Origin of the sequence: Pseudomonas sp. Sample_14 (genome assembly GCF_004307515.1) — a bacterium.
Taxonomy (GTDB): Bacteria; Pseudomonadota; Gammaproteobacteria; order Pseudomonadales; family Pseudomonadaceae; genus Aquipseudomonas; species Aquipseudomonas atacamensis.
In genome coordinates, this window is the sequence record NZ_RCOC01000072.1 from 15,426 (window position 1) to 36,077 (window position 20,652).

General features: G+C 60.4%; 20 protein-coding genes. 12 read left to right on the forward strand and 8 right to left on the reverse strand.

Going from position 1 to position 20,652, the window contains the following annotated elements; all coding sequences use genetic code 11:
• Positions 1-156: 156 nt before the first annotated feature.
• The 4 genes from D8U61_RS17465 to D8U61_RS17480 are packed head-to-tail and all read left to right on the forward strand — an operon-like array spanning position 157 to position 4,131.
• On the forward strand, positions 157-1,083 hold the full coding sequence (locus D8U61_RS17465; RefSeq protein WP_076564311.1) for a DUF72 domain-containing protein: 927 nt from the start codon (positions 157-159) through the stop codon (positions 1,081-1,083).
• Positions 1,080-1,877, forward strand: a complete 798-nt coding sequence (locus D8U61_RS17470; protein ID WP_056790768.1) for an endonuclease/exonuclease/phosphatase family protein — start codon at positions 1,080-1,082, stop codon at positions 1,875-1,877. The genes D8U61_RS17465 and D8U61_RS17470 overlap by 4 nt, the downstream gene beginning before the upstream one ends.
• Complete coding sequence (gene clsB, locus D8U61_RS17475) at positions 1,874-3,148, forward strand: cardiolipin synthase ClsB (protein ID WP_073475752.1); 1,275 nt, start codon at positions 1,874-1,876, stop codon at positions 3,146-3,148. Before D8U61_RS17470 ends, clsB begins: the two co-directional genes overlap by 4 nt.
• Positions 3,145-4,131: a lysylphosphatidylglycerol synthase domain-containing protein gene (locus tag D8U61_RS17480; protein ID WP_024014510.1), complete on the forward strand. Its 987-nt coding sequence runs from the start codon at positions 3,145-3,147 to the stop codon at positions 4,129-4,131. Before clsB ends, D8U61_RS17480 begins: the two co-directional genes overlap by 4 nt.
• Positions 4,132-4,225: 94 nt before the next feature.
• Here D8U61_RS17480 and D8U61_RS17485 read toward each other — a convergent pair whose 3' ends face one another.
• The 3 genes from D8U61_RS17485 to D8U61_RS17495 all read right to left on the reverse strand — a co-directional run bounded on the left by D8U61_RS17485 (position 4,226) and on the right by D8U61_RS17495 (position 7,363).
• The gene (locus D8U61_RS17485) at positions 4,226-4,984 is read right to left on the reverse strand and encodes an alpha/beta fold hydrolase (RefSeq protein ID WP_016772959.1); all 759 of its coding nucleotides are present in this window, start codon (positions 4,982-4,984) and stop codon (positions 4,226-4,228) included.
• Positions 4,974-6,083 (reverse strand): DUF3182 family protein, encoded by a 1,110-nt coding sequence (locus D8U61_RS17490; RefSeq protein WP_130927384.1) that lies wholly within the window; start codon positions 6,081-6,083, stop codon positions 4,974-4,976. The genes D8U61_RS17485 and D8U61_RS17490 overlap by 11 nt, the downstream gene beginning before the upstream one ends.
• Positions 6,084-6,361: 278 nt before the next feature.
• Complete coding sequence (locus D8U61_RS17495; RefSeq protein ID WP_130927385.1) at positions 6,362-7,363, reverse strand: GlxA family transcriptional regulator; 1,002 nt, start codon at positions 7,361-7,363, stop codon at positions 6,362-6,364.
• Positions 7,364-7,464: 101 nt separating this feature from the next.
• Between D8U61_RS17495 and D8U61_RS17500 the strand changes: the two genes are divergently transcribed.
• From D8U61_RS17500 to D8U61_RS17530, 7 genes are all read left to right on the forward strand, one after another.
• Complete coding sequence (locus D8U61_RS17500; protein WP_130903217.1) at positions 7,465-8,019, forward strand: cysteine hydrolase family protein; 555 nt, start codon at positions 7,465-7,467, stop codon at positions 8,017-8,019.
• 143 nt (positions 8,020-8,162) lie between these two features.
• Positions 8,163-8,831 carry a YjfI family protein gene (locus tag D8U61_RS17505; protein WP_041477671.1) on the forward strand — a complete coding sequence of 223 codons (669 nt, stop codon included), beginning with the start codon at positions 8,163-8,165 and terminating at the stop codon, positions 8,829-8,831.
• Positions 8,832-8,848: 17 nt separating this feature from the next.
• Entirely contained in the window at positions 8,849-9,547 is a 699-nt protein-coding gene (locus D8U61_RS17510) for a PspA/IM30 family protein (protein WP_016772954.1), read from the forward strand.
• A 210-nt stretch (positions 9,548-9,757) separates the two neighbouring features.
• Complete coding sequence (locus D8U61_RS17515; protein WP_130888362.1) at positions 9,758-10,408, forward strand: DUF2491 family protein; 651 nt, start codon at positions 9,758-9,760, stop codon at positions 10,406-10,408.
• A gap of 15 nt (positions 10,409-10,423) precedes the next feature.
• Positions 10,424-10,849, forward strand: coding sequence for a DUF350 domain-containing protein (locus tag D8U61_RS17520; protein WP_016772952.1), 426 nt, complete (start codon positions 10,424-10,426; stop codon positions 10,847-10,849).
• An 18-nt stretch (positions 10,850-10,867) separates the two neighbouring features.
• The gene (locus D8U61_RS17525) at positions 10,868-11,569 is read left to right on the forward strand and encodes a DUF1190 domain-containing protein (protein ID WP_130888363.1); all 702 of its coding nucleotides are present in this window, start codon (positions 10,868-10,870) and stop codon (positions 11,567-11,569) included.
• Between the two features lies 1 nt (position 11,570).
• Entirely contained in the window at positions 11,571-12,728 is a 1,158-nt protein-coding gene (locus tag D8U61_RS17530; RefSeq protein WP_130927386.1) for a glutathionylspermidine synthase family protein, read from the forward strand.
• Between the two features lie 194 nt (positions 12,729-12,922).
• On the opposite strand, the gene D8U61_RS17535 is transcribed toward D8U61_RS17530, so the two are convergent.
• Together D8U61_RS17535 and D8U61_RS17540 are read right to left on the reverse strand one after the other, a co-directional pair.
• The gene (locus D8U61_RS17535; protein WP_130927387.1) at positions 12,923-13,438 is read right to left on the reverse strand and encodes a single-stranded DNA-binding protein; all 516 of its coding nucleotides are present in this window, start codon (positions 13,436-13,438) and stop codon (positions 12,923-12,925) included.
• A gap of 9 nt (positions 13,439-13,447) precedes the next feature.
• On the reverse strand, positions 13,448-14,845 hold the full coding sequence (locus D8U61_RS17540; RefSeq protein ID WP_024014518.1) for an MFS transporter: 1,398 nt from the start codon (positions 14,843-14,845) through the stop codon (positions 13,448-13,450).
• A gap of 191 nt (positions 14,846-15,036) precedes the next feature.
• Between D8U61_RS17540 and uvrA the strand changes: the two genes are divergently transcribed.
• A complete protein-coding gene (uvrA, locus tag D8U61_RS17545) occupies positions 15,037-17,871 on the forward strand; it encodes an excinuclease ABC subunit UvrA (RefSeq protein ID WP_024014519.1) in 2,835 nt (944 codons plus the stop codon).
• A 65-nt stretch (positions 17,872-17,936) separates the two neighbouring features.
• On the opposite strand, the gene bfr is transcribed toward uvrA, so the two are convergent.
• The 3 genes from bfr to rplQ form a co-directional block, all read right to left on the reverse strand.
• On the reverse strand, positions 17,937-18,404 hold the full coding sequence (gene bfr / locus D8U61_RS17550) for a bacterioferritin (RefSeq protein WP_016772947.1): 468 nt from the start codon (positions 18,402-18,404) through the stop codon (positions 17,937-17,939).
• A gap of 167 nt (positions 18,405-18,571) precedes the next feature.
• Positions 18,572-20,008: a catalase gene (locus D8U61_RS17555; protein WP_130888367.1), complete on the reverse strand. Its 1,437-nt coding sequence runs from the start codon at positions 20,006-20,008 to the stop codon at positions 18,572-18,574.
• A gap of 239 nt (positions 20,009-20,247) precedes the next feature.
• A complete protein-coding gene (gene rplQ / locus D8U61_RS17560; RefSeq protein ID WP_003176402.1) occupies positions 20,248-20,634 on the reverse strand; it encodes a 50S ribosomal protein L17 in 387 nt (128 codons plus the stop codon).
• Positions 20,635-20,652: the final 18 nt, after the last annotated feature.

Consider the following 20,652-nt stretch of genomic DNA (forward strand, 5'->3'; position numbering starts at 1 on the left):
CTTCGCCCCCTTTGGGGGGAGAGGGTTGGGGTGAGGGGGAAAGCTTTTGACCTTCGCTTCACCCGCGACCGTCCGTAACACCACCGAAACTTTCCCGCCCCCGCCGCAGTCATCACAGAACATCGGCAACACGAGGACTTTCTACGGGAGGATGGGATGGCGACGATTCACATCGGTATTTCAGGCTGGCGCTACGCCCCGTGGCGCGGGGACTTCTACCCGAAGGGACTGGCGCAGAAGCGCGAATTGCAGTTCGCCTCCCGCGCGGTCAACAGCATCGAAATCAACGGATCGTTCTACGCCCTGCAACGCCCCGAACGTTACGCCCAGTGGTACGCCGAAACCCCTGATGACTTCGTGTTTAGCGTCAAGGCGCCGCGCTTCATCACCCACGTGCGCCGTTTGCGCGAAATCGAAAAACCGCTGGCGAATTTCTTTGCCTCGGGCGTGCTGGAGCTGAAGGAAAAACTCGGGCCGATCCTCTGGCAGTTTCCGCCGAACTTCAAGTTCGATGCCGAGCGCTTCGACCAGTTTCTCGCGCAACTGCCCCACGATACCCAAGCCGCAGCCGCCCTCGCCCGCCAGCACGATTCCCATCTGCCCGGCCACGCCAGCATCAAAGCCTGGCGCAAGAAGCCGTTGCGCCATGCCGTGGAAATCCGTCACGAGAGCTTTATCGACCCGGAGTTCGTGCGCCTGCTCAAGCGCCATAACACCGCGCTGGTGGTCGCCGACACCGCCGGCAAATGGCCGTACCGCGAAGACCTCACCAGCGACTTCGTCTATCTGCGCCTGCACGGCGCCGAAGAGCTCTACGCCAGCGGTTATTCCGAACAAGCGCTCAAGCGCTGGGCCGAGCGCATCGACGCCTGGCATCACGGTAAACAGCCAGAGGACGCCCACCTGATAGCGCCACGCCTGAAACCCCGCGCGCGCAAATCCCGCGAAGTGTTCTGCTACTTCGACAACGACATCAAAGTCCGCGCGCCCTACGACGCACGCAACCTCTTGCAGCGCTTCGACCTCGATAAAGACCTCGCCACGACTCCCGGGCAAGTTGCCGCAGAAGGAGTTCTGTCATGAGCATTCCCGAACCGGTCGGTTTTACCGACGAAGGCTCCGTGGTTGCGCCCTCGGTGCGCACTTTCACCGTACTGACGGTCAACACCCACAAGGGCTTCACCGCACTGAACCGGCGCTTCATTCTGCCGGAGCTGCGTGAAGCGGTGCGCAGTGTCGCCGCCGACGTGGTGTTTCTGCAGGAAGTGCACGGCACGCACGAGCAGCATCCGAAACGCTACGACAACTGGCCGACGATGCCGCAATACGAATTTCTCGCCGACAGCCTCTGGCCGCAATTCGCCTACGGGCGCAACGCGGTGTATCCGGCGGGCGATCACGGCAATGCGCTGCTGTCGAAATTCCAGATCATCCGCCACGACAACCTCGATGTGTCGATCAGTGGCCATGAGAACCGCGGCCTGTTGCATTGCGTGCTGCGCCTGCCTGGCGACGGCACCGAAGTGCACGCGATCTGCGTGCATCTGGGCCTGCGCGAGAGCCACCGCAACGCGCAACTGGATCTGCTGATGCAACGTCTCGCCGAATTGCCCGCCGACGCTCCGGTGATCGTCGCTGGCGATTTCAACGACTGGCGCCAGCGTGCCGATGCGCAGCTCAAGCCCTGTGGCCTGCGCGAAGTGTTCGCCGAGCAGTACGGCAAACCCGCGCGCAGTTTTCCCGCGCGGCTGCCAGCGCTACGACTCGACCGCATCTACGTACGCAACCTCAAGGCCAGCCGGCCGAAAGTTTTGACCAACCGGCCCTGGTCCCACCTTTCCGACCACGCACCGTTATCGGTGGAGATTGAACTATGAACAGTGCGCCACTGGAAAAATCCGCCGTCGACCCGGTCCCGTTGAACCCGCCGGTGCGCGAGCCCGGCCACGTTGACGTCGAGTATCAATGGCACAGCAACAACCGCGTAGAGCTGCTGGAGAACGGCGAGGAGTATTTCCCCCGCGTGTTCGAAGCGATGCGCGCAGCCAAGAGCGAGATCCTGCTGGAGACCTTCATCGTTTTCGAAGACAAGGTCGGCGCCGAGTTGCAGCAGATCCTCATCGAAGCCGCCCAGCGCGGCGTGCGCACCACGGTCAGCCTCGACGGCTTCGGCTGTGGCGAGCTGAGCACTGGCTATCTGTCGGCCTTGAGCGATGCCGGCGTGCATCTGCAAATCTTCGATCCGGCGCCAAAGCATTTGGGCATCCGCACCAACTGGTTCCGCCGCCTACACCGCAAGATCGTGGTGGTCGACGGCTTGATCGCGTTCATTGGCGGGATCAACTTTTCCGGCGATCACCTGGCCGATTTCGGCCCTGAAGCCAAGCAGGATTACTCGGTGGAGATCCAGGGCCCGGTGGTCGCCGATATCCATCACTTCGCCCTGCTGCAAAGCGGTCGCCCCGGGCGGGCGCGGTTCTGGTGGCAACGCCGGCGCCAGCGTCTGGAGGAAATGGCCTTCACCGACCACGACGGCCAGGTGCGCCTGGTGTTCCGCGATAACGATCAACACAACACCGATATCGAAGACGTGTATTTGCAGGTGCTGCGCAAGGCCAAGCGCCGGGTAATCATCGCCAACGCCTACTTCTTTCCCGGCTACCGTTTGCTGCGCGAAATCCGCAACGCCGCCCGCCGTGGCGTCGAGGTGCGGCTGATCCTGCAAGGCCAGCCGGACATGCTCGTGGCGAAACTGGCGGCGCGCATGACCTACGATTATCTGTTGCGCGCCGGCGTGCAGATTCACGAATACTGCCAACGCCCGCTGCACGGCAAGGTCGCGCTTGTCGACGAAGACTGGAGCACCGTGGGCTCGAGCAATCTCGACCCGCTGAGCCTGTCGCTGAATCTGGAAGCCAACGTGCTGATCCGCGACCGCGCGTTCAATCAGCACCTGTACGAACGCCTCGAAGACCTCAGCCAGAACCACTGCAAGGCCATGGACGCCAAACTGTTGCCGCGTGGGCGTATCTGGCACATGACCGTGGGTTTTCTGGTGTTCCACTTCCTGCGGCACTTCCCGGCCATGGCCGGTTGGCTGCCGGCGCATAAACCGCGTCTGAAGCCTTTCCGAGGTGCGCGTCCATGAGTCATTCCGAAGTGCACTCCGATAGCCATTCGGCACAAGCGGCGCCGTCGAAATGGAGCCGCTGGAAACGTCCGCTGACCATCCTGTTTTTCCTCGCGCTGATCGTCCTGCTGACGATGTTCGCCACCCGCATCGAATGGGCCGAGGTGTTGGAGACCCTTGCCGATTTCAAGGTGCGCACGCTGATCATCGCCGCCAGCCTGACCCTGCTGAGCTTTCTGGTGTACGCCAGTTTCGACCTGATCGGCCGCACCTACATTCGTCAGGACCTGACCTGGAAGCAGATCCTGCCGGTGGGCATCATCAGTTACGCCTTCAACCTCAACCTCAGCGCCTGGGTCGGCGGGATCGCCATGCGCTATCGCCTGTATTCGCGGCTGGGCGTGAGCAAAGGCAACATCGCCAAGATTCTCGGCCTGAGCCTGGCAACCAACTGGTTCGGCTACATGACCATCGCTGGCGTAGTGTTCAGCAGCGGTCTGGTGACGATGCCACCGGGCTGGAAACTCAGCAGTTCGGCCTTGCAACTGGTCGGTGTGTTATTGCTGCTGGTCAGCGCCGGCTATCTGGCGGCGTGTCAGTTTTCCAAGCGCCGCGAGTGGTCGATTCGCGGCGTGGAAATCAACCTGCCGTCGCTGCGCATGGCGGTGCTGCAATTGCTTTTGGGCGCGCTGAACTGGTCGCTGATGGCGGCGGTGATCTTCACTCTGCTGCCAAGCAAACTGGATTATCCGCTGGTGCTCGGCGTGCTGTTGATCAGCGCGATTGCCGGGGTCATCACGCACATTCCGGCGGGGCTGGGTGTGCTGGAGGCGGTGTTTGTGGCGCTGCTGCAGCACGAGGCATCGCGCGGCAGTCTGGTCGCGGGATTGCTGGCGTATCGGGCGATTTATTTTCTGCTGCCGCTGTTGATTACGGTGGTGATGTATCTGGTGGTGGAAGCGAAGGCCAAGGCGTTGCGCATCGAGAAGAAACCGTCCTGACCGTGCATTGCTGCTGATGGCCCCTTCGCGAGCAGGCTCGCTCCACAAACTGTGGGAGCGAGCCTGCTCGCGAAGGGGCGGTACACGCGACAGATCATCTGGATTGGATAATGCTCAACCGCTCCCCCACCACCATCTCGGTAATCCAGTCCACCAGAATCGAGGTGTAGGCCTGCTGCGACACCGGGTCACTCAACGCGTGATCCGCGCCATCGATGATCCGGTGGGTCAACGAGTGGGTCTGCTGACACGCGGCGCGGTAACTCATGATCGTCGCGTGGGGCACGAAATCGTCGGTTTCCGATTCCACCAACAGCACGTCGCCAGTGAATTGCGAGCAGGCATGCAGGGCGCGATTGCTGTCGGCGCGCACCAGCGTGCCGCGATAATCGCGCAGGTCGGCCTTGTCCAGATCGCGTTTGGGCGTGTGCCATTGCTCGTCGCGGTACAGCGCCGGTACGCGCAGCGCCAGCCAGCGCACCGGGCGCAATGACGTCAGGATCGAGGCCAGATAGCCGCCATAACTGGTGCCGACCACAGCGATCGCCGAGGTATCCAGCGCCGGGTGCGCCAGCAAGCGATCGTAGGCCGCCAGCAAATCACGCAGATTGTCTTCACGGGTCACCCGGGTCAGCGGAATTCCGGTGCCGCCGGTGTGCCCGCGCAGGTCGAAGGTCAGGCAAACGCAACCCAGGCCGGCGATACCTTTGGCCCGTTCCAGATCACGTTCCTGACTGCCGCCCCAACCGTGAACAAACAACACCCCCGGGACTTTCGATTTGGGACTGAGAAAAGTCCCGCTCATCTGTTCGTCATCAATGTCGATTTGAATGCTTTCGCTTCTAGCCGTCATAGGATTGGACCGTCACATATTTGAGAAGAAACGCGCTGTTTTCCGCCGGGCCGCGATAGACCTCGATGGCGTCCGCCGGCAGCGCCTGATCGATGTAGGTTTCCACCGACGACACACGGATGGCGCGCATCTGTGGATCGTTGACGAAGCTTTGCAGCGCCGCCACTTCAGCGCTGCTGGCACCGCCCATGCGCCAGGATTGTTCGAGCACGCCGCTGCGCGGGTTGCCGCTGGCGTCGAGGCCTTGGGCGATATCGTAATTGCGCCGCGAGGCGAAGAAGCGCGGGTAGGCTTCGTTGGCGGCGCTGTCGAAGACCTGTGCCTGCTCAATGGCCAGACGCACATCATCAGGCAGATCCAGCACGAGCAATTGGTCATAGCCCCCTTGCACCACCAGCAGATTCGAACCGCCGTAGACCTCTTCGCCCTGGCCGTCCTCGGTCAAGTATTGATCACCACAGTAGCTCAACACTTTGCCGCCGATGAACGACTGGCCGACGCTGTGGGTGACGACGTTGCTCAAGTCCTGCTCCAGCACTACGCCGTCCCTGAACAGGCTTTGCGACTCGGGCCGCGCGAGGATTTCATCGAACGCGTCGAGGCTCTTGATCACTTCCTGACCGCGACCGGCGCAAGCGTGAACCGGCTTCAAGCGAATCGGCCCGGCGTACAGCAGATGTTCGGCGGCGGGACGTGCATCTTCCAGGGCAAATACGCTGAGACCGTCGAGCACAACGTTGCGCACCCGCTCCGAAAACAGCGGCGACCAGCCTTGCGGCGCGTGCGCCAGATGGCTGCGCAAGCCGTGGCTGATGGCTTTGGTGCAGATGAAATCGTATTCGACGTAACCGCCCCACAAGTCATCGGGGCCTTTGATGCCCAGCGCTTGAGCGTGGGCGGCGCCAACGATGGTTTGCGTTGGCAGCAGATACAGCTCGCGGCCCTGATGTTTGGCCGGATCGTAACTGCCGCCGAATTTGCAGCCGAGAATCTGCGCCATCCAACGCGCCAGAGCCTTGTTGGTCTCGACTTCATGTTGCGGCGCCTCGGCACGCACCGAATGGGCCACGACGATTTTGTTGCTGGGTGTCGGGGTCATGCGTTCCCCTTTTATCAGTCGATGGGTTCTCAAAGGAAATTGCAGAGATCAGGCCAAACAACGATCCCGCCGAACCGCCCGATAATCGGGAGTTTGCCGTGAATGTGCTGGCATGAGGCCTGTTTCAAACTGCACGACGGCGCGCAAAACTCCGGCAAATTGCACGATCTGTCATCCTGCCGCGATCATTGTGGGAGCGAGCCTGCTCGCGAAAGCGTAGTGTCAGCCGACTACAATTCTGTAGATCCAGCGCCTTCGCGAGCAGGCTCGCTCCCACATTAGTTCATCGTCGTTCTGGGAGCGGGATTCACACCAAACCGCCCCCGGTACTCACTCGGCCCCAACCCGGTAATCTTCTTGAAGATCGCACGAAACGCGCCCGGATCCTGATAGCCCACCGTCCAGGCAATGTGGTCGATCGTGCCATTGGTGAACTCGAGCATTTCTCGCGCTTTGCCGACCCGCAGGTGCTGGCAATATTCGGTCGGTTTCAAGCCTGTCGCGGCGCGGAATCGGCGCAGGAAAGTGCGCTCTTCAAGGCCCGCGCGCTCGCCCATCGCGTTCAGCGAAACATCCGTCGCCCCGGTGCTTTGCAGCCAGTGCTGAACCTTGAGAATCGCCGCGTCGCCATGACTGAGAATCGGCGCGAAATTGCTCCCGCATTCACTGGCGCTGTCGCTGTGTTCCATCACCAGAAAACGCGCGGTCGCGGTGGCGATGCTCGGGCCGAGCAAGCGATCGACCAGGCGCAGTCCCAGTTCCGACCAGGCCATCAGCCCCGCCGTGGTGATCAGGTCACCGTCGTCGACAATCGGCGTGTCGGCCTTGAGTTTGATCTTCGGGTAACGCTCGGCAAACGCCTGGGCCGAGGTCCAGTGGGTGGTGGCGCTGCGACCGTCGAGCAAGCCGCTTTCAGCGAGCATCAACGAGCCCACACAAACACCACCAAGGGTTGCGCCGCGCGCATGCTGATCGCGCAGCCATTGCGCAAGACTCGCGGTCATCTGCGCCGCATCGAACCCGCCGAGGGACGGCGGAATCAGCATGGCGAGCAAAGCGTCTTCGGCACCGGGATGACTGTCGTAAACCCGCGTCGGCAACTGCTCGCCCTCGACCTGCCAGTGACTGACCCGCAGCAAGGGCAATTGCACAGCCTGATACTCGGCGGCAATGCGGTTGGCCACCGCGAACAGGTCGGTCAGACCGTGCACCGCCGCCAGTTGCGCGCCGGGGTAAATCAGCACGCCCAGTTCAGCGGTGGCGGCTCTTTGTGCAGCCATTGTCAGTTTTCCCCCGTCTATTGTCGGTGCGGCCAATCCTCGAATCCTCGGCCAGCGTCAATACTGAGGCCACACCCAATCACCGTCTCGAGGACAATCCCATGGCCAAGCAAGCGCTCATCGTAGTCGATATCCAGAACGACTACTTCCCCCAAGGCAAGTGGCCGCTGGTCGGCGCCGACGCCGCTGCCGACAACGCCGCACGGCTGATCGCAGCCTTTCGCGCAGCGGGCGATCCGGTGGTGCACATTCGGCATGAATTCACCTCCGAAGACGCGCCGTTTTTCACTCCCGGCTCCGAAGGCGCGAAACTGCATCCGAAAGTGCTCAACCGCGCCGACGAGCCGGTGGTGCTCAAGCACTTCGTCAACTCGTTCCGTGAAACCGAACTGAAAGCGGTGCTCGACGAACACGGCATCACCGACCTGGTGGTGGTCGGCAGCATGAGCCATATGTGCGTCGATGGCATCACCCGCGCGGCGGCGGACATGGGTTACAGCGTGACCGTGATTCACGATGCCTGCGCCAGCCGTGACCTGGAATTCAACGGCCTGACGGTGCCCGCCGCTCATGTGCACGCAGCATTCATGTCGGCGCTGGGTTTTGCCTACGCCAGCGTGGTATCGACTGAGCAGTTCCTGCACAGCAACGCCTAGCAACAACTGCGCAATCCCCTGGCCCGCCCCGTTGCGGGCCTTTTTGCGTCTGTCATGAAAATCTCACGCGTGAGTCATTGATGGCACTTTGCATTGGTTGTAGTGTGGCCCACGCGTGAGACGCTCATAACCGGATTCCAGCCATGACAAGCCGCACTCCGACGCCTGCCGCAGCCAGCCCCAAGGGCGAGCGTGGCAAGACGTCAGCGAAAAAACCGTCGAGCTTCTACATGAAGCAGATGCGCGCAGGCCTGGCCGCCGCCGGTTATGTGAAACACGAAACTTGGGTGCTTCCGGAAAACCGAAGCTTGCTCAAGCAAATGGAGCAACAGCTACGCCAACCGATTCTGGCTGGCTCTTTCATGTCGGAGAAATACATGAGCGCAGGCAACAACTGGACCATCGACAGCCTCTTCAATGCCCTCAAGGCGCTGGACGAGGTGGCTTCCCAAGAGATTTCGCTGTCCCTGATCCAGAGCTCCGAACCGAGCATCAAGCTGGAAATGAACGAATTCGGCGGCTTGCCGATTCACATCGCCCTGGCCGGCCAGCAGATCATCGTCGACACCGTGCTGGTGGACATCGATTCGATCAGCAACGTCCAGGCGTTCAACGATGCCGTGCTGCGCAGCCGCGAGATGTTCCCGCTGTCGTCGATCGGGATCGAGTCGATGCCCAACGGGCAGACCGTCTACAACATGTTCGGCGCCCTCAGCGCCGACTCGAGCCTGACCAACGTGGTCACCGAGGTGAAAACCCTGGTCGACAACGTGCAGCGCGCCAGCGAAGCCTTCGAACACTTCTTCAAGTAATCAACAGGGAATATCCAATGACTCAGTCCATCTGGAGCAAGTTGTTCACCGCACTGCGCGGCGGCGCCAATGAAGTTGGCGAAGCCATCGCCGACCAGCAGGCACTGCGCATCCTAGATCAGGAAATCCGCGACGCCGACACCGCGCTGTCCAATGCCCGCCGCGAACTGGTGACGATCATGGCCAAGCACAAACTGGCCGCCGACCGCGTCAGCGAATACGACGCCAAGATCAAGGACCTCGAAGCCAAGGCTGTAGCCGCGTTGAATGCCGGCCGTGAAGACCTGGCGCTGGAAGTGGCCGAAGCGATTTCGACCCTGACCAACGACCTCGCTGCCGAGAAGAAGCTCAGCGATGAATTCGGCGCCTACGCCGACAACATGCGCAAAGACATCAGCAAAGCCGAATCGCGAATCAAGAGCCTGCGCCAGCAAGTGGACATGGCCAAGGCCCGCGACAGCGTGCAGAAAGCCCAGGTCAGCGCCTCGATTGCCAGCGGCGGCGCCAACGGCAAACTGGAAACCGCGGTCGGCACCCTGAACCGCCTGCAAGCCAAGCAGCAGCAACGCGCTGCCGAACTGAACGCCGCAGACGAACTGGCCGACGCCTCTACCGGCAACGACCTGGAACGCAAACTGCGCGACGCCGGCATCACGCCGAACGAAGGCAGCGCCAATGCGATCCTTGAGCGGCTGAAGCAGAAGTCCGCGCAGTAATGACTGAACGGTAACTTGTGGGAGCGAGCCTGCTCGCGAAAGCGTCGTGACAGTCTAAGAATCGAGTGACTGACACAACCCATTCGCGAGCAGGCTCGCTCCCACATGGTTTTGCGGCGTAATTGCCTCTGCTCGTTCACCGCTTCGCCCGTTACACTACCGCCACTTTTTCACCCCCGAACACCTCCACCCGCTTCAAGGAACGTACCCATGGGATGGTTTAAAGACTTGCTCGGCACCAGCAATTGGCAGGCCGCTGCGCCAACGAGCACCGGCGCCAGCGGTCCACTGGGCATGGCACAAGGCAAAGGCGTGCGCTTCGACACGACCCTGGCATTGCTGCTGGAAGGCTCGACGTCGGTGCGGGTGCCATTCGATCAAGCGGTGTGGAGCGCCGGTTGGGTCGATCTCGGCCAGTCCAACAAGCTGCACCGCTACTACATGAACGACGAGGATTTCTGGGTGCAGATCCACGTCACTGGCGATGATCAGGTCGAGTCGGTCACCCTGTTCAATTACCTCAGCTACGTGACGGTCAACAGTGACGCCGAACTGCAGCGTCTGGCCGGCCCGAACAGCCTGATCGGTCTGCCGACCTACCACCACGACGGTGTTGAATACACCCGTGAATGGGGCACCGAGTTACATCAGACCGAACTGGTGCCAATGACCGAACACGTGGTCAACCCGGACGAGTCCTACACCATCAAGCACCACGCCATGCTGTATGCCCGTGACACCGGCCTGACCGATCGCCGCGAACTGCTGCTGTTCTCCGTCGAACAGGACGAAGAAGGCACCGTCAGCCTGAGCACCTCGCTGGGCATCTCGCTGTACACGACTGATTTGAGCGCCATCTAAAAAAGGAAGTTTTTCATGCTGGAAGTCTTGGCCGTTTCCCTGAACAAAACCGCGCTGGTCGGTTTTGTCGTCTACCTGATCGGCGCCGTGTTGCTGTTCATGCTGTTTCAATTCGTCTACACGCGCATTACCGCGCACAAGGAATTCGAACTGATCCGTGCCGGCAACACTGCCGCCGCCATTGCTCTGTCCGGGGCGATCATCGGTTTCGCCATTCCGGCGAGCAACGTGATCGCCTACTCGGTCAACGTGCTCGACTTTGTCCTCTGGGCGGTCATCGCCGCCGTCGTGCAGCTGTTGGCGTTCGTTGCGACCGGGCTGGTGCTCAAGGGCACGTCCCAGCGCATCGCCAACGGCGAAGTCGCCGCCGGCATTTATGTCGCCGCCGTGGCGATCAGCGTCGGCATGCTCAATGCCGCGTGCATGACACCGTCCCACTGACCGGCAGGAAGCCTCTCGATGAAACGCAGCAAATACGTGCAATTGTCCCTCGCCGCGTCGGTGGCGATGGCGATTTCCGGTGAAGCAGCGGCGCTGGATCAGCCGCGCAACTTCCAAAGCGTTGAACAGTGTGTCGACGCCGAATTGGCCGCCGATCTCTGCTCCAGCGCCTACGTCGCCGCCCTGAACGAGCACCGGCGCATCGCCCCGGCCTACAGCGACAAGGCCAAGTGCGACGCAGACTTTGCCGCTGGCTGGTGTCAGAAAAATTCCGATGGCCGTTTCGTGCCGAAACTCGGCGGCTTTAAAGTGCCGGGCGATGCCGAGACGCCGCAGGATCTCGATGCCATCGCCAATTCGCAAATGCCGGCGGGGGACACCACGAGCAGCAGCAGCGCCAGCCACGGCGGCTCGCACTATTCCGGTGGCTCAGGTGGCGGCGGCAATGGCTGGCTGACCGGCTGGCTGATCGGCAACGCAATGAGCAACAACGCCGAACGCACCGTTTACCGTGATCGCGAAACGCGCCAGCCGTACAACACCTCAACGCAGTACCGCCGAGCTGACACAACCTCGCGCAGCCAGTCGGATTACGAGAGCAGCAAGAGCAAACCGGTGAACGTTGCGTCGTCGACTTCGCGCGGCGGCTTCGGCAGCCAGTCCAGCGCCCGCAGCGGTTGGGGTGGCTGGGGCAGCAGTTCCGGACGCTCGAGCAGCTGACATGAAAAAGATCCACTGCGCCGAGCGCCCCGACTGGAAACACACCGCCGAAAGCCTCGGTTTCCTGTTCCACACCATCGACGACGAACCGTACTGGGACGAAAGCGCCTACTACCAGTTCAGCCTCGCGCAAATCGAAAACGATCTGGAGGACCCGACCACCGAACTGCACGAGATGTGCATGGACCTGGTGGATCGCGTGGTCAACAGCGAGGAGTTGCTCGATCGCCTCAGCATCCCGGCGGCGTACTACGACATGATCCGCACCTCCTGGCGTGAAGGTCATCCGCATCTGTACGGTCGCATGGACTTTTCCTACAGCGGCAGCGGGCCGGCGAAACTGCTGGAGCTCAACTACGACACGCCGACCAGCCTCTACGAGGCGGCGGCGTTTCAGTGGGGCTGGCTGGAACAATGCATCGAACGCGGCACCTTGCCCCGGCATGCCGACCAGTTCAACAGCATCGACACCAAGCTGCATCAGGCCTTCGCCGAGTTGCAGTTGAAGCGGCCGTTCTACTTTGCCTCGATGAAGGACTCGGTCGAGGACAAAGGCACCACCGACTATCTGCGGCTGATCGCGGAAAAGGTCGGCATCGAATCACGCCACATCGATATCGAAGACATCGGCCTGACGGCTGAAGGTCGTTTCGTCGATCTGCAGGATCGTTGGATCCCGCACCTGTTCAAGCTGCACGCCTGGGAATTCATCTTCCACGAACCGTTCGGCGCAGCGATCGCCGAGTGCGACACGCAGTTTTTCGAACCGGCGTGGAAGGCGATTCTGTCGAACAAGGGTGCGCTGCCGCTGCTGTGGGAATTGCACAAGGGACATCCGAATCTGCTCGCTGCGCACCTTGATCCGAATCCGCAAAGTGCCGTGCCGAAGGGCTGGGTGCGCAAGCCGTACTTTTCCCGCGAAGGCGCCAACATCGAACTGCAAACAGCGGAAGGTCTGATCGTCAAAGAGGACGGGCCTTACACCGATGCGCCGTTCATCCTGCAGGAGTTCGCGCCGCTGCCGAAGTTTGGCGACAGCTACACGCTGATTGGCTCGTGGGTGATTGGTGATGAGGCGGCAGGGATTGGTGTTCGCGAGGACAACAGTCTGATCACCAAGGACTCCAGTCACTTCCTGCCGCACCTGATCCTGGATTAAGACGAAGTTACCTTGTGGGAGCGAGCCTGCTCGCGAAAGCGTCCTGTCAGTTACAGGTGCATCGACTGATCTGACGCATTCGCGAGCAGGCTCGCTCCCACAGGAGATTGCGAGTAGCCAGGAATTTCCTGAACAAAAAAGGCCCGTCGTTTAAGCGACGGGCCTTTTTCATTCAAGACGGTTACAGCGGTAAATCAGAACGGAATATCGTCATCGAAGCTGTCGAAATCCGGAGCCGGTTGCTGTGCGGCCTGCTGAGGCGCCGGAGCCGAACGCTGCTGTGGAGCCGACTGCTGCGGGCGTGGAGCCTGCTGACGTGGCGCCTGCTGCTGGTAGTTGTTGCCGCCTTGCTGGTCGCCCTGTTGTGGACGGCCGCCGAGCAGTTGCATGGTGCCTTGCATGTCGACCACGATTTCAGTGGTGTAACGCTTGATGCCGTCCTTTTCCCACTCGCGGGTCTGCAGCTTGCCTTCGATGTACACCTGCGAACCCTTGCGCAGGTATTCACCGGCGATCTCGGCCACCTTGCCGAACATCGATACGCGGTGCCATTCGGTCTTCTCGACCTTCTGACCGGTCTGCTTGTCGGTCCATTGTTCGCTGGTGGCCAGACTCAGGTTGGTCACGGCGTTACCGTTAGGCAGGTAGCGAACTTCGGGATCCTGGCCGCAAGTGCCGACCAATATGACTTTGTTAACCCCACGGGCCATAACGTTCTCCTAAGCGTCGCACGCAGCCCCGGCCGGGTTGTTGACCAGGCGTTCGAGGGTGCTGCGATCCACTAATTCTTTGTCCAGTTTGATGTAAACAGCCGCCTCTTCGGCGACTATCACTGCATCTGTTACCCCTACCAGGGCCTTGAGGCGCTCGACCAGACCCGCTTCGCGGATCGCTTCGGGCGACAACGGCAAGCGCAGGCTCGTCACGTAGGGAGGTTCGCGCATGGTAACAGCAAAGGCCAGCCAAAGTGCAGCCAGCGCGGCGCATCCGAGGAACACAACCGACAGACCGCCATGCTGGAACAACCAGCCGCCGAGTATCCCGCCGAGTGCCGAACCGAGGAACTGGCTGGTGGAGTACACGCCCATGGCCGTGCCCTTGCCGCCTGCCGGTGAAACCTTGCTGATCAGCGACGGCAACGATGCCTCGAGCAGATTGAACGCGGTGAAAAACACCACCGTACCAATCACCAGAGCGCGCAGGCTGTCGCCGAACTGCCAGAAGAATAGTTCAGTCAGCATCAATGTCATGACGGCGCCGAGCAAAACTCGTTTCATTTTGCGTTTCTTCTCGCCGTAGATAATGAACGGGATCATGGCGAAGAACGAAATCAGCAACGCGGTGAGGTAGACCCACCAGTGCTGTTCCTTGGGCAAACCGGCTTTTTCCACCAGTGCCAGCGGCAAGGCCACGAAGCTCGACATCAACATGGCATGTAACACAAAGATGCCCAGATCCAGGCGCAGCAGGTCCGGGTGCTTGAGCGTCGGCATCAGCGCCTGCCGGGCCACTCCGGATTCCCGGTGCTGCAACGGCCCGGTGGATTGCGGCACCATGAACATGATGATCAGGATGCCGAGCAGCGCCATGGCGCCAGTGGCGAGGAACAGCCCGGACAGCCCGAACGCACTGGTCAGTAACGGCCCGACTACCATGGCCACGGCGAACGACAGGCCGATGGTCATGCCGATCATCGCCATGGCTTTGGTCCGATGCTGCTCGCGGGTCAGGTCGGAAAGCAGCGCCATCACCGCTGCGGAAATCGCCCCGGCGCCTTGCAGGATCCGCCCGGCGATCACACCCCAGATCGAATCGGCCTGGGAAGCCAGAACACTGCCGAGAGCGAATACGATCAGGCCGAGGTAGATCACCGGCCGGCGACCGATGCGGTCGGAAATGATCCCGAACGGAATCTGGAAAATTGCCTGGGTCAGACCGTAAGCGCCAATCGCCAGCCCGATCAGGGCCGGGGTCGCTCCCGCCAGATCCATGCCATAGGTCGCCAGCACCGGCAACACCATGAACATGCCAAGCATACGGAAGGCGAACACCAGGGCCAGACCGCTCGCCGCGCGGGTCTCGCTGCCACTCATGCGTTCGCTGTGGGGATCGTGCATGGAAAAACCTCGTGTGAACCGGCGGCGATTCTACCAGTCCCATCGGAAGACGGGGTATATCGCGACGCTATGACGCGTATAGATGAAACTCTCTTCATGAACGGCAAAACGCCCTTCGTTGGATAGTGTGCATCCATCCAGTATTTGCCCGTATACTCCTACGTTTTCGACGCCCGCCAAGCGAGGCCACTTTGGACAAGATCCTGATACGTGGGGCCCGTACCCACAACCTGAAGAACATCGACCTGACCCTGCCACGGGACAAGCTGATCGTCATCACCGGCCTGTCCGGATCCGGCAAGTCGTCGCTGGCGTTCGACACGCTGTATGCCGAAGGTCAGCGCCGCTATGTCGAATCGCTGTCGGCCTATGCCCGGCAGTTCCTGTCGATGATGGAAAAACCCGACGTCGACACCATCGAAGGCCTGTCGCCGGCGATTTCCATCGAACAGAAGTCGACCTCGCACAACCCGCGTTCCACGGTCGGCACCATCACCGAAATCTACGACTACCTGCGCTTGCTCTATGCCCGCGTGGGTACGCCGCGTTGCCCGGATCACGACATTCCACTGGAGGCGCAGACCGTCAGCCAGATGGTCGATCTGGTGCTGGCGCAGCCGGAAGGCAGCAAACTGATGTTGCTGGCACCGGTGATCCGCGAACGCAAAGGCGAACACCTGTCTGTCTTCGAAGAATTGCGTGCGCAGGGTTTCGTCCGCGCCCGGGTCAACGGACGCATTTGCGAGCTCGACGAGCTGCCGAAGCTGGATAAACAGAAGAAGCATTCGATCGATGTGATCGTCGACCGCTTCAAGGTTCGCGCCGATCTGCAGCAACGTCTGGCCGAGTCTTTCGAGACCGCGCTGAAACTTGCCGACGGCATTGCCCTGGTGGCGCCGATGGACGACGAGCCTGGCGAAGAAATGATCTTCTCCGCACGCTTCGCCTGCCCGATCTGCGGCCACGCAATCAGCGAACTGGAGCCCAAGCTGTTTTCCTTCAACAACCCGGCCGGCGCCTGCCCGACCTGTGATGGCCTGGGTGTGAAGCAGTTCTTCGACATCAAGCGTCTGGTCAATGGCGAGCTGACCCTGGCCGAAGGTGCGATACGCGGCTGGGACCGGCGCAACGTCTATTACTTCCAGATGCTCGGCTCACTCGCCTCGCACTACAAGTTCAGCCTGGACAAGCCCTTCAACGACCTGAGCGCCGAGCAGCAGAAGTTCATCCTGCACGGCAGTGGCTCGCAGAACGTCGACTTCAAATACCTCAACGACCGTGGCGATATCGTCAAACGCTCGCACCCGTTCGAAGGCATCGTGCCGAATCTTGAGCGTCGCTATCGCGAAACCGAATCGGCGAGCGTGCGCGAAGAGCTGGCCAAGTTCCTCAGCCATCAGGCCTGCCCGGATTGCCGTGGCACGCGTCTGCGCCGCGAAGCACGGCACGTCTGGGTCGGCGAAAAAACCTTGCCGGCAGTGACCAATCTGCCGATTGGCGATGCCTGCGAATACTTCGGTGCGCTGAAGATGACCGGTCGGCGTGGCGAAATCGCCGACAAGATCCTCAAGGAAATCCGCGAGCGTCTGCAATTCCTGGTCAACGTCGGCCTCGACTATCTGTCGCTGGATCGCAGCGCGGACACGCTCTCCGGTGGCGAGGCGCAGCGGATTCGTCTGGCCAGCCAGATTGGCGCCGGCCTGGTCGGTGTTCTGTATATCCTCGATGAACCGTCCATTGGTCTGCATCAGCGCGACAACGATCGGCTGCTCGGTACGCTCAAGCATTTGCGCGATATCGGCAACACGGTGATCGTGGTCGAGCATGATGAAGACGCGATTCGTCTGGCTGACTATGTCGTCGATATCGGCCCGGGCGCCGGTGTGCACGGCGGGCGGATCGTTGCCGAAGGCACGCCGGACGAAGTCATGGCGCACCCGGATTCGCTGACCGGCAAATACCTGTCCGGCCGGGTGAAGATCGAAGTGCCGGCCAAACGCACGCCGCGCAACAAGAAGCTCAACCTGTCGCTCAAAGGTGCGCGTGGCAACAACCTGCGCAACGTCGATCTGGACATCCCGATTGGTCTGCTGACTTGCGTGACAGGCGTATCCGGTTCGGGCAAATCGACACTGATCAACAACACGCTGTTCCCGCTCAGCGCCACGGCGCTCAATGGAGCGACCACGCTGGAAGCGGCTGCGCATGACAGCATCAAAGGCCTGGAACATCTCGACAAAGTCGTCGACATCGACCAGAGCCCGATCGGCCGTACGCCGCGCTCCAACCCGGCGACCTACACCGGGCTGTTCACGCCGATCCGCGAACTGTTTGCCGGCGTGCCCGAGTCACGCTCCCGTGGTTACGGCCCGGGGCGTTTCTCGTTCAACGTCAAGGGCGGTCGCTGCGAAGCGTGCCAGGGCGATGGCCTGATCAAGGTGGAAATGCACTTCCTGCCGGACATCTACGTGCCCTGCGATGTGTGCAAGAGCAAGCGCTACAACCGCGAAACCCTTGAGATCAAATACAAGGGCAAGAGCATCCATGAAACCCTCGAAATGACCATCGAGGAAGCACGGGAGTTCTTCGATGCGGTGCCGGCACTGGCGCGCAAGCTGCAAACGCTGATGGATGTCGGCCTGTCCTACATCAAGCTGGGGCAGTCGGCGACGACCCTGTCCGGCGGTGAAGCACAGCGGGTCAAGTTGTCGCGCGAGCTGTCCAAACGCGATACGGGCAAAACCCTGTATATCCTCGATGAGCCAACCACCGGCCTGCACTTCGCCGATATCCAGCAGTTACTCGATGTTCTGCATCGTCTGCGCGATCACGGCAACACCGTGGTGGTGATCGAGCATAACCTCGATGTGATCAAGACCGCTGACTGGTTGGTGGACCTCGGTCCTGAAGGCGGTTCCAAGGGCGGGCAGATCATTGCCACCGGTACGCCGGAGGAAGTTGCCGAGATGAAGCAATCTCACACCGGCCATTACCTCAAGCCGTTGCTGATCCGCGATCGGGCTTAACTGCCAGGCATGAAAAAGCCCCTGTCACCGTTGAGGTGCCAGGGGCTTTTTTGTAGCTGGTGCAATCAGGACGCGTGGGATTGCAGATAGTTCTCGAGACCGATCAGCTTGATCAGGCCCAGCTGCTTTTCCAGCCAGTAGGTGTGATCTTCTTCGGTGTCGTTGAGCTGAACCCGCAGAATCTCGCGGCTGACATAGTCCTTGTGTTGCTCGCAAAGTTCGATGCCTTTGCACAGCGCAGCGCGGACTTTGTATTCGAGGCGCAGATCCGCTTCGAGCATCGTAGGCACCGTGGTGCCGACATCCAGATCGTCCGGACGCATGCGCGGCGTGCCTTCGAGCATCAGAATCCGCCGCATCAACGCATCGGCGTGGCCGGCTTCTTCTTCCATCTCGTGGTTGATGCGCTCGTAGAGCTTGGTGAACCCCCAGTCCTCATACATCCGCGAATGAACGAAATATTGGTCACGCGCGGCCAGTTCGCCGGTCAGCAACGTATTGAGGTAATCGATTACATCTGGGTGGCCTTGCATCGCCCTACATCTCCCTTCCTGAAAGTCTGTAGTTTGAACCAACCTGACCGGAAGGTCACTCACCGCGCGCAATAAAAGCGAAGATATTCTGAGAAAAGCAGGCCAAATAACGCAAAAACCGCCCAAATGAGGGCGGTTCTGCTTCTCGTTTAGACTACGTTAAGCTGTCAGTTGAGCAGCTTTGCGATTGCTTCTCCATACGCCGGATCGGCTTTGTAGAAATGCTGCAACTGGCGATCGACGACGTCGCTGGAAACGCCCGCCATTGCGCCGGCAATGTTGCTGACCAGCAATGCTTTCTGCTCGTCGCTCATCAAGCGGAACAAGGCACCGGCATGGCTGTAGTAGTCGGTATCTTCGCGATGATCATAACGATCAGCGGCACCGCTCAAGGCCAGCGCTGGCTCCGCGTAATGCGGCGCTTGCTTCGGCGACTCAACGTAGCTGTTCGGTTCATAGTTCGGCGCCGCGCCGCCATTGCTGCCGAAAGCCATGGAGCCGTCACGCTGATAAGTATTCACCGGGCTGCGCGGAGCGTTCACCGGCAATTGCTGGTGATTGGTGCCCACACGGTAACGGTGCGCGTCAGCGTAGGCGAATACACGGCCTTGCAGCATGCGGTCTGGCGACAGACCGACACCTGGCACCATGTTGCTCGGGCCAAACGCAGCCTGTTCAACTTCAGCGAAGTAGTTCAACGGGTTGCGATTCAACTCCAGCTCACCAACTTCGATCAACGGAAACTCCTTCTGCGACCAAGTCTTGGTCACGTCGAACGGATTCTCGTAATGAGCCGCCGCCTGCGCTTCGGTCATGATCTGAATGCACACGCGCCATTTCGGGAATTCACCGCGCTCGATAGCCTCGAACAGGTCACGCTGCGCATAGTCCGGGTCGGTACCGGCCAAACGGGCGGCCTCGGCTGGCGCCAGGTTCTTGATGCCTTGCTGGGTCTTGTAGTGCCACTTCACCCAGTGACGCTCACCTTTGGCGTTGATCAGGCTGTAGGTGTGGCTACCGAAGCCGTGCATGTGACGGTAGCCGTCAGGGATGCCACGATCAGAAAACAGGATGGTGACCTGGTGCAGCGCTTCAGGCGAATGCGACCAGAAATCCCACATCATCTGCGCGCTTTTCAGGTTGCTTTGCGGCAGACGCTTTTGCGTGTGGATAAAGTCAGGAAATTTCAGCGGATCGCGGATGAAGAACACTGGCGTGTTGTTGCCGACGATGTCCCAATTGCCTTCCTCGGTGTAGAACTTCAAGGCGAAGCCGCGCGGATCGCGCTCAGTGTCGGCCGAACCACGCTCGCCACCTACGGTGGAAAAGCGCAGAAAGGTTGGCGTTTGTTTGCCTACCGATTCGAACAACTTTGCACTGGTGTATTCGGTGATTTCACTGGTGACGGTGAACGTACCGTAAGCGCCCGAGCCCTTAGCGTGGACACGGCGTTCTGGAATGTTTTCACGGTTGAAGTGCGCAAGTTTTTCGATCAGATGGAAATCGTCGAGAAGCAGCGGACCGCGTGGGCCGGCGGAACGGGAATTCTGGTTGTCAGCGACTGGCGCGCCACTGGCGGTTGTAAGCGTCTTGGTCTGGCTCATGCGGTCTTCTTCCTCTGTCAGTCTTGAACTGCCGGCTAATGGGCTTGGCGGGAAGTATTGATCATCGACGTTACAGCTACAAATTCATTAACTTGCAGGCATCGATAGATAATTACTAATTATGTTTTCCCGGCACATAGTGGCAGTTCAACCATGTCAGAAACTTGTACGGACGACGCATTTCTTACAGGCACAAAAAACCGGGCACTAGGCCCGGTTCTTTGTTTCAGACTGACGTCTTACTCGGCGGATACAGCTTCGCCAGCAGTAGCACGATCAACCAACTCGACGTACGCCATAGGCGCGTTGTCGCCAGCGCGGAAACCGCACTTGAGGATGCGCAGGTAGCCACCCTCACGGGTAGCGTAACGCTTGCCCAGGTCGTTGAAGAGCTTACCAACGATAGCTTTCGAACGAGTACGGTCGAAAGCCAGACGGCGGTTAGCCAGGCTGTCTGTCTTGGCCAGAGTGATCAGCGGCTCGGCAACGCGGCGCAGTTCTTTGGCTTTTGGCAGAGTAGTTTTGATCAGCTCGTGCTCGAACAGCGACACCGCCATGTTTTGGAACATGGCCTTGCGGTGCGAGCTGGTGCGGCTCAGGTGACGACCACTTTTACGATGACGCATGATTCATTCCTTACCAAA

What these genes read in the sequence shown, in the direction of transcription:
- D8U61_RS17465 (WP_076564311.1), top strand. Translation starts at nt 157, where the DNA reads ATGGCGACGATTCACATCGGTATTTCAGGCTGGCGCTACGCCCCGTGG.
- D8U61_RS17470 (WP_056790768.1), top strand. Translation starts at nt 1,080, where the DNA reads ATGAGCATTCCCGAACCGGTCGGTTTTACCGACGAAGGCTCCGTGGTT.
- clsB (WP_073475752.1), top strand. Translation starts at nt 1,874, where the DNA reads ATGAACAGTGCGCCACTGGAAAAATCCGCCGTCGACCCGGTCCCGTTG.
- D8U61_RS17480 (WP_024014510.1), top strand. Translation starts at nt 3,145, where the DNA reads ATGAGTCATTCCGAAGTGCACTCCGATAGCCATTCGGCACAAGCGGCG.
- D8U61_RS17485 (WP_016772959.1), bottom strand. Translation starts at nt 4,984, where the DNA reads ATGACGGCTAGAAGCGAAAGCATTCAAATCGACATTGATGACGAACAG.
- D8U61_RS17490 (WP_130927384.1), bottom strand. Translation starts at nt 6,083, where the DNA reads ATGACCCCGACACCCAGCAACAAAATCGTCGTGGCCCATTCGGTGCGT.
- D8U61_RS17495 (WP_130927385.1), bottom strand. Translation starts at nt 7,363, where the DNA reads ATGGCTGCACAAAGAGCCGCCACCGCTGAACTGGGCGTGCTGATTTAC.
- D8U61_RS17500 (WP_130903217.1), top strand. Translation starts at nt 7,465, where the DNA reads ATGGCCAAGCAAGCGCTCATCGTAGTCGATATCCAGAACGACTACTTC.
- D8U61_RS17505 (WP_041477671.1), top strand. Translation starts at nt 8,163, where the DNA reads ATGACAAGCCGCACTCCGACGCCTGCCGCAGCCAGCCCCAAGGGCGAG.
- D8U61_RS17510 (WP_016772954.1), top strand. Translation starts at nt 8,849, where the DNA reads ATGACTCAGTCCATCTGGAGCAAGTTGTTCACCGCACTGCGCGGCGGC.
- D8U61_RS17515 (WP_130888362.1), top strand. Translation starts at nt 9,758, where the DNA reads ATGGGATGGTTTAAAGACTTGCTCGGCACCAGCAATTGGCAGGCCGCT.
- D8U61_RS17520 (WP_016772952.1), top strand. Translation starts at nt 10,424, where the DNA reads ATGCTGGAAGTCTTGGCCGTTTCCCTGAACAAAACCGCGCTGGTCGGT.
- D8U61_RS17525 (WP_130888363.1), top strand. Translation starts at nt 10,868, where the DNA reads ATGAAACGCAGCAAATACGTGCAATTGTCCCTCGCCGCGTCGGTGGCG.
- D8U61_RS17530 (WP_130927386.1), top strand. Translation starts at nt 11,571, where the DNA reads ATGAAAAAGATCCACTGCGCCGAGCGCCCCGACTGGAAACACACCGCC.
- D8U61_RS17535 (WP_130927387.1), bottom strand. Translation starts at nt 13,438, where the DNA reads ATGGCCCGTGGGGTTAACAAAGTCATATTGGTCGGCACTTGCGGCCAG.
- D8U61_RS17540 (WP_024014518.1), bottom strand. Translation starts at nt 14,845, where the DNA reads ATGCACGATCCCCACAGCGAACGCATGAGTGGCAGCGAGACCCGCGCG.
- bfr (WP_016772947.1), bottom strand. Translation starts at nt 18,404, where the DNA reads ATGCAAGGCCACCCAGATGTAATCGATTACCTCAATACGTTGCTGACC.
- D8U61_RS17555 (WP_130888367.1), bottom strand. Translation starts at nt 20,008, where the DNA reads ATGAGCCAGACCAAGACGCTTACAACCGCCAGTGGCGCGCCAGTCGCT.
- rplQ (WP_003176402.1), bottom strand. Translation starts at nt 20,634, where the DNA reads ATGCGTCATCGTAAAAGTGGTCGTCACCTGAGCCGCACCAGCTCGCAC.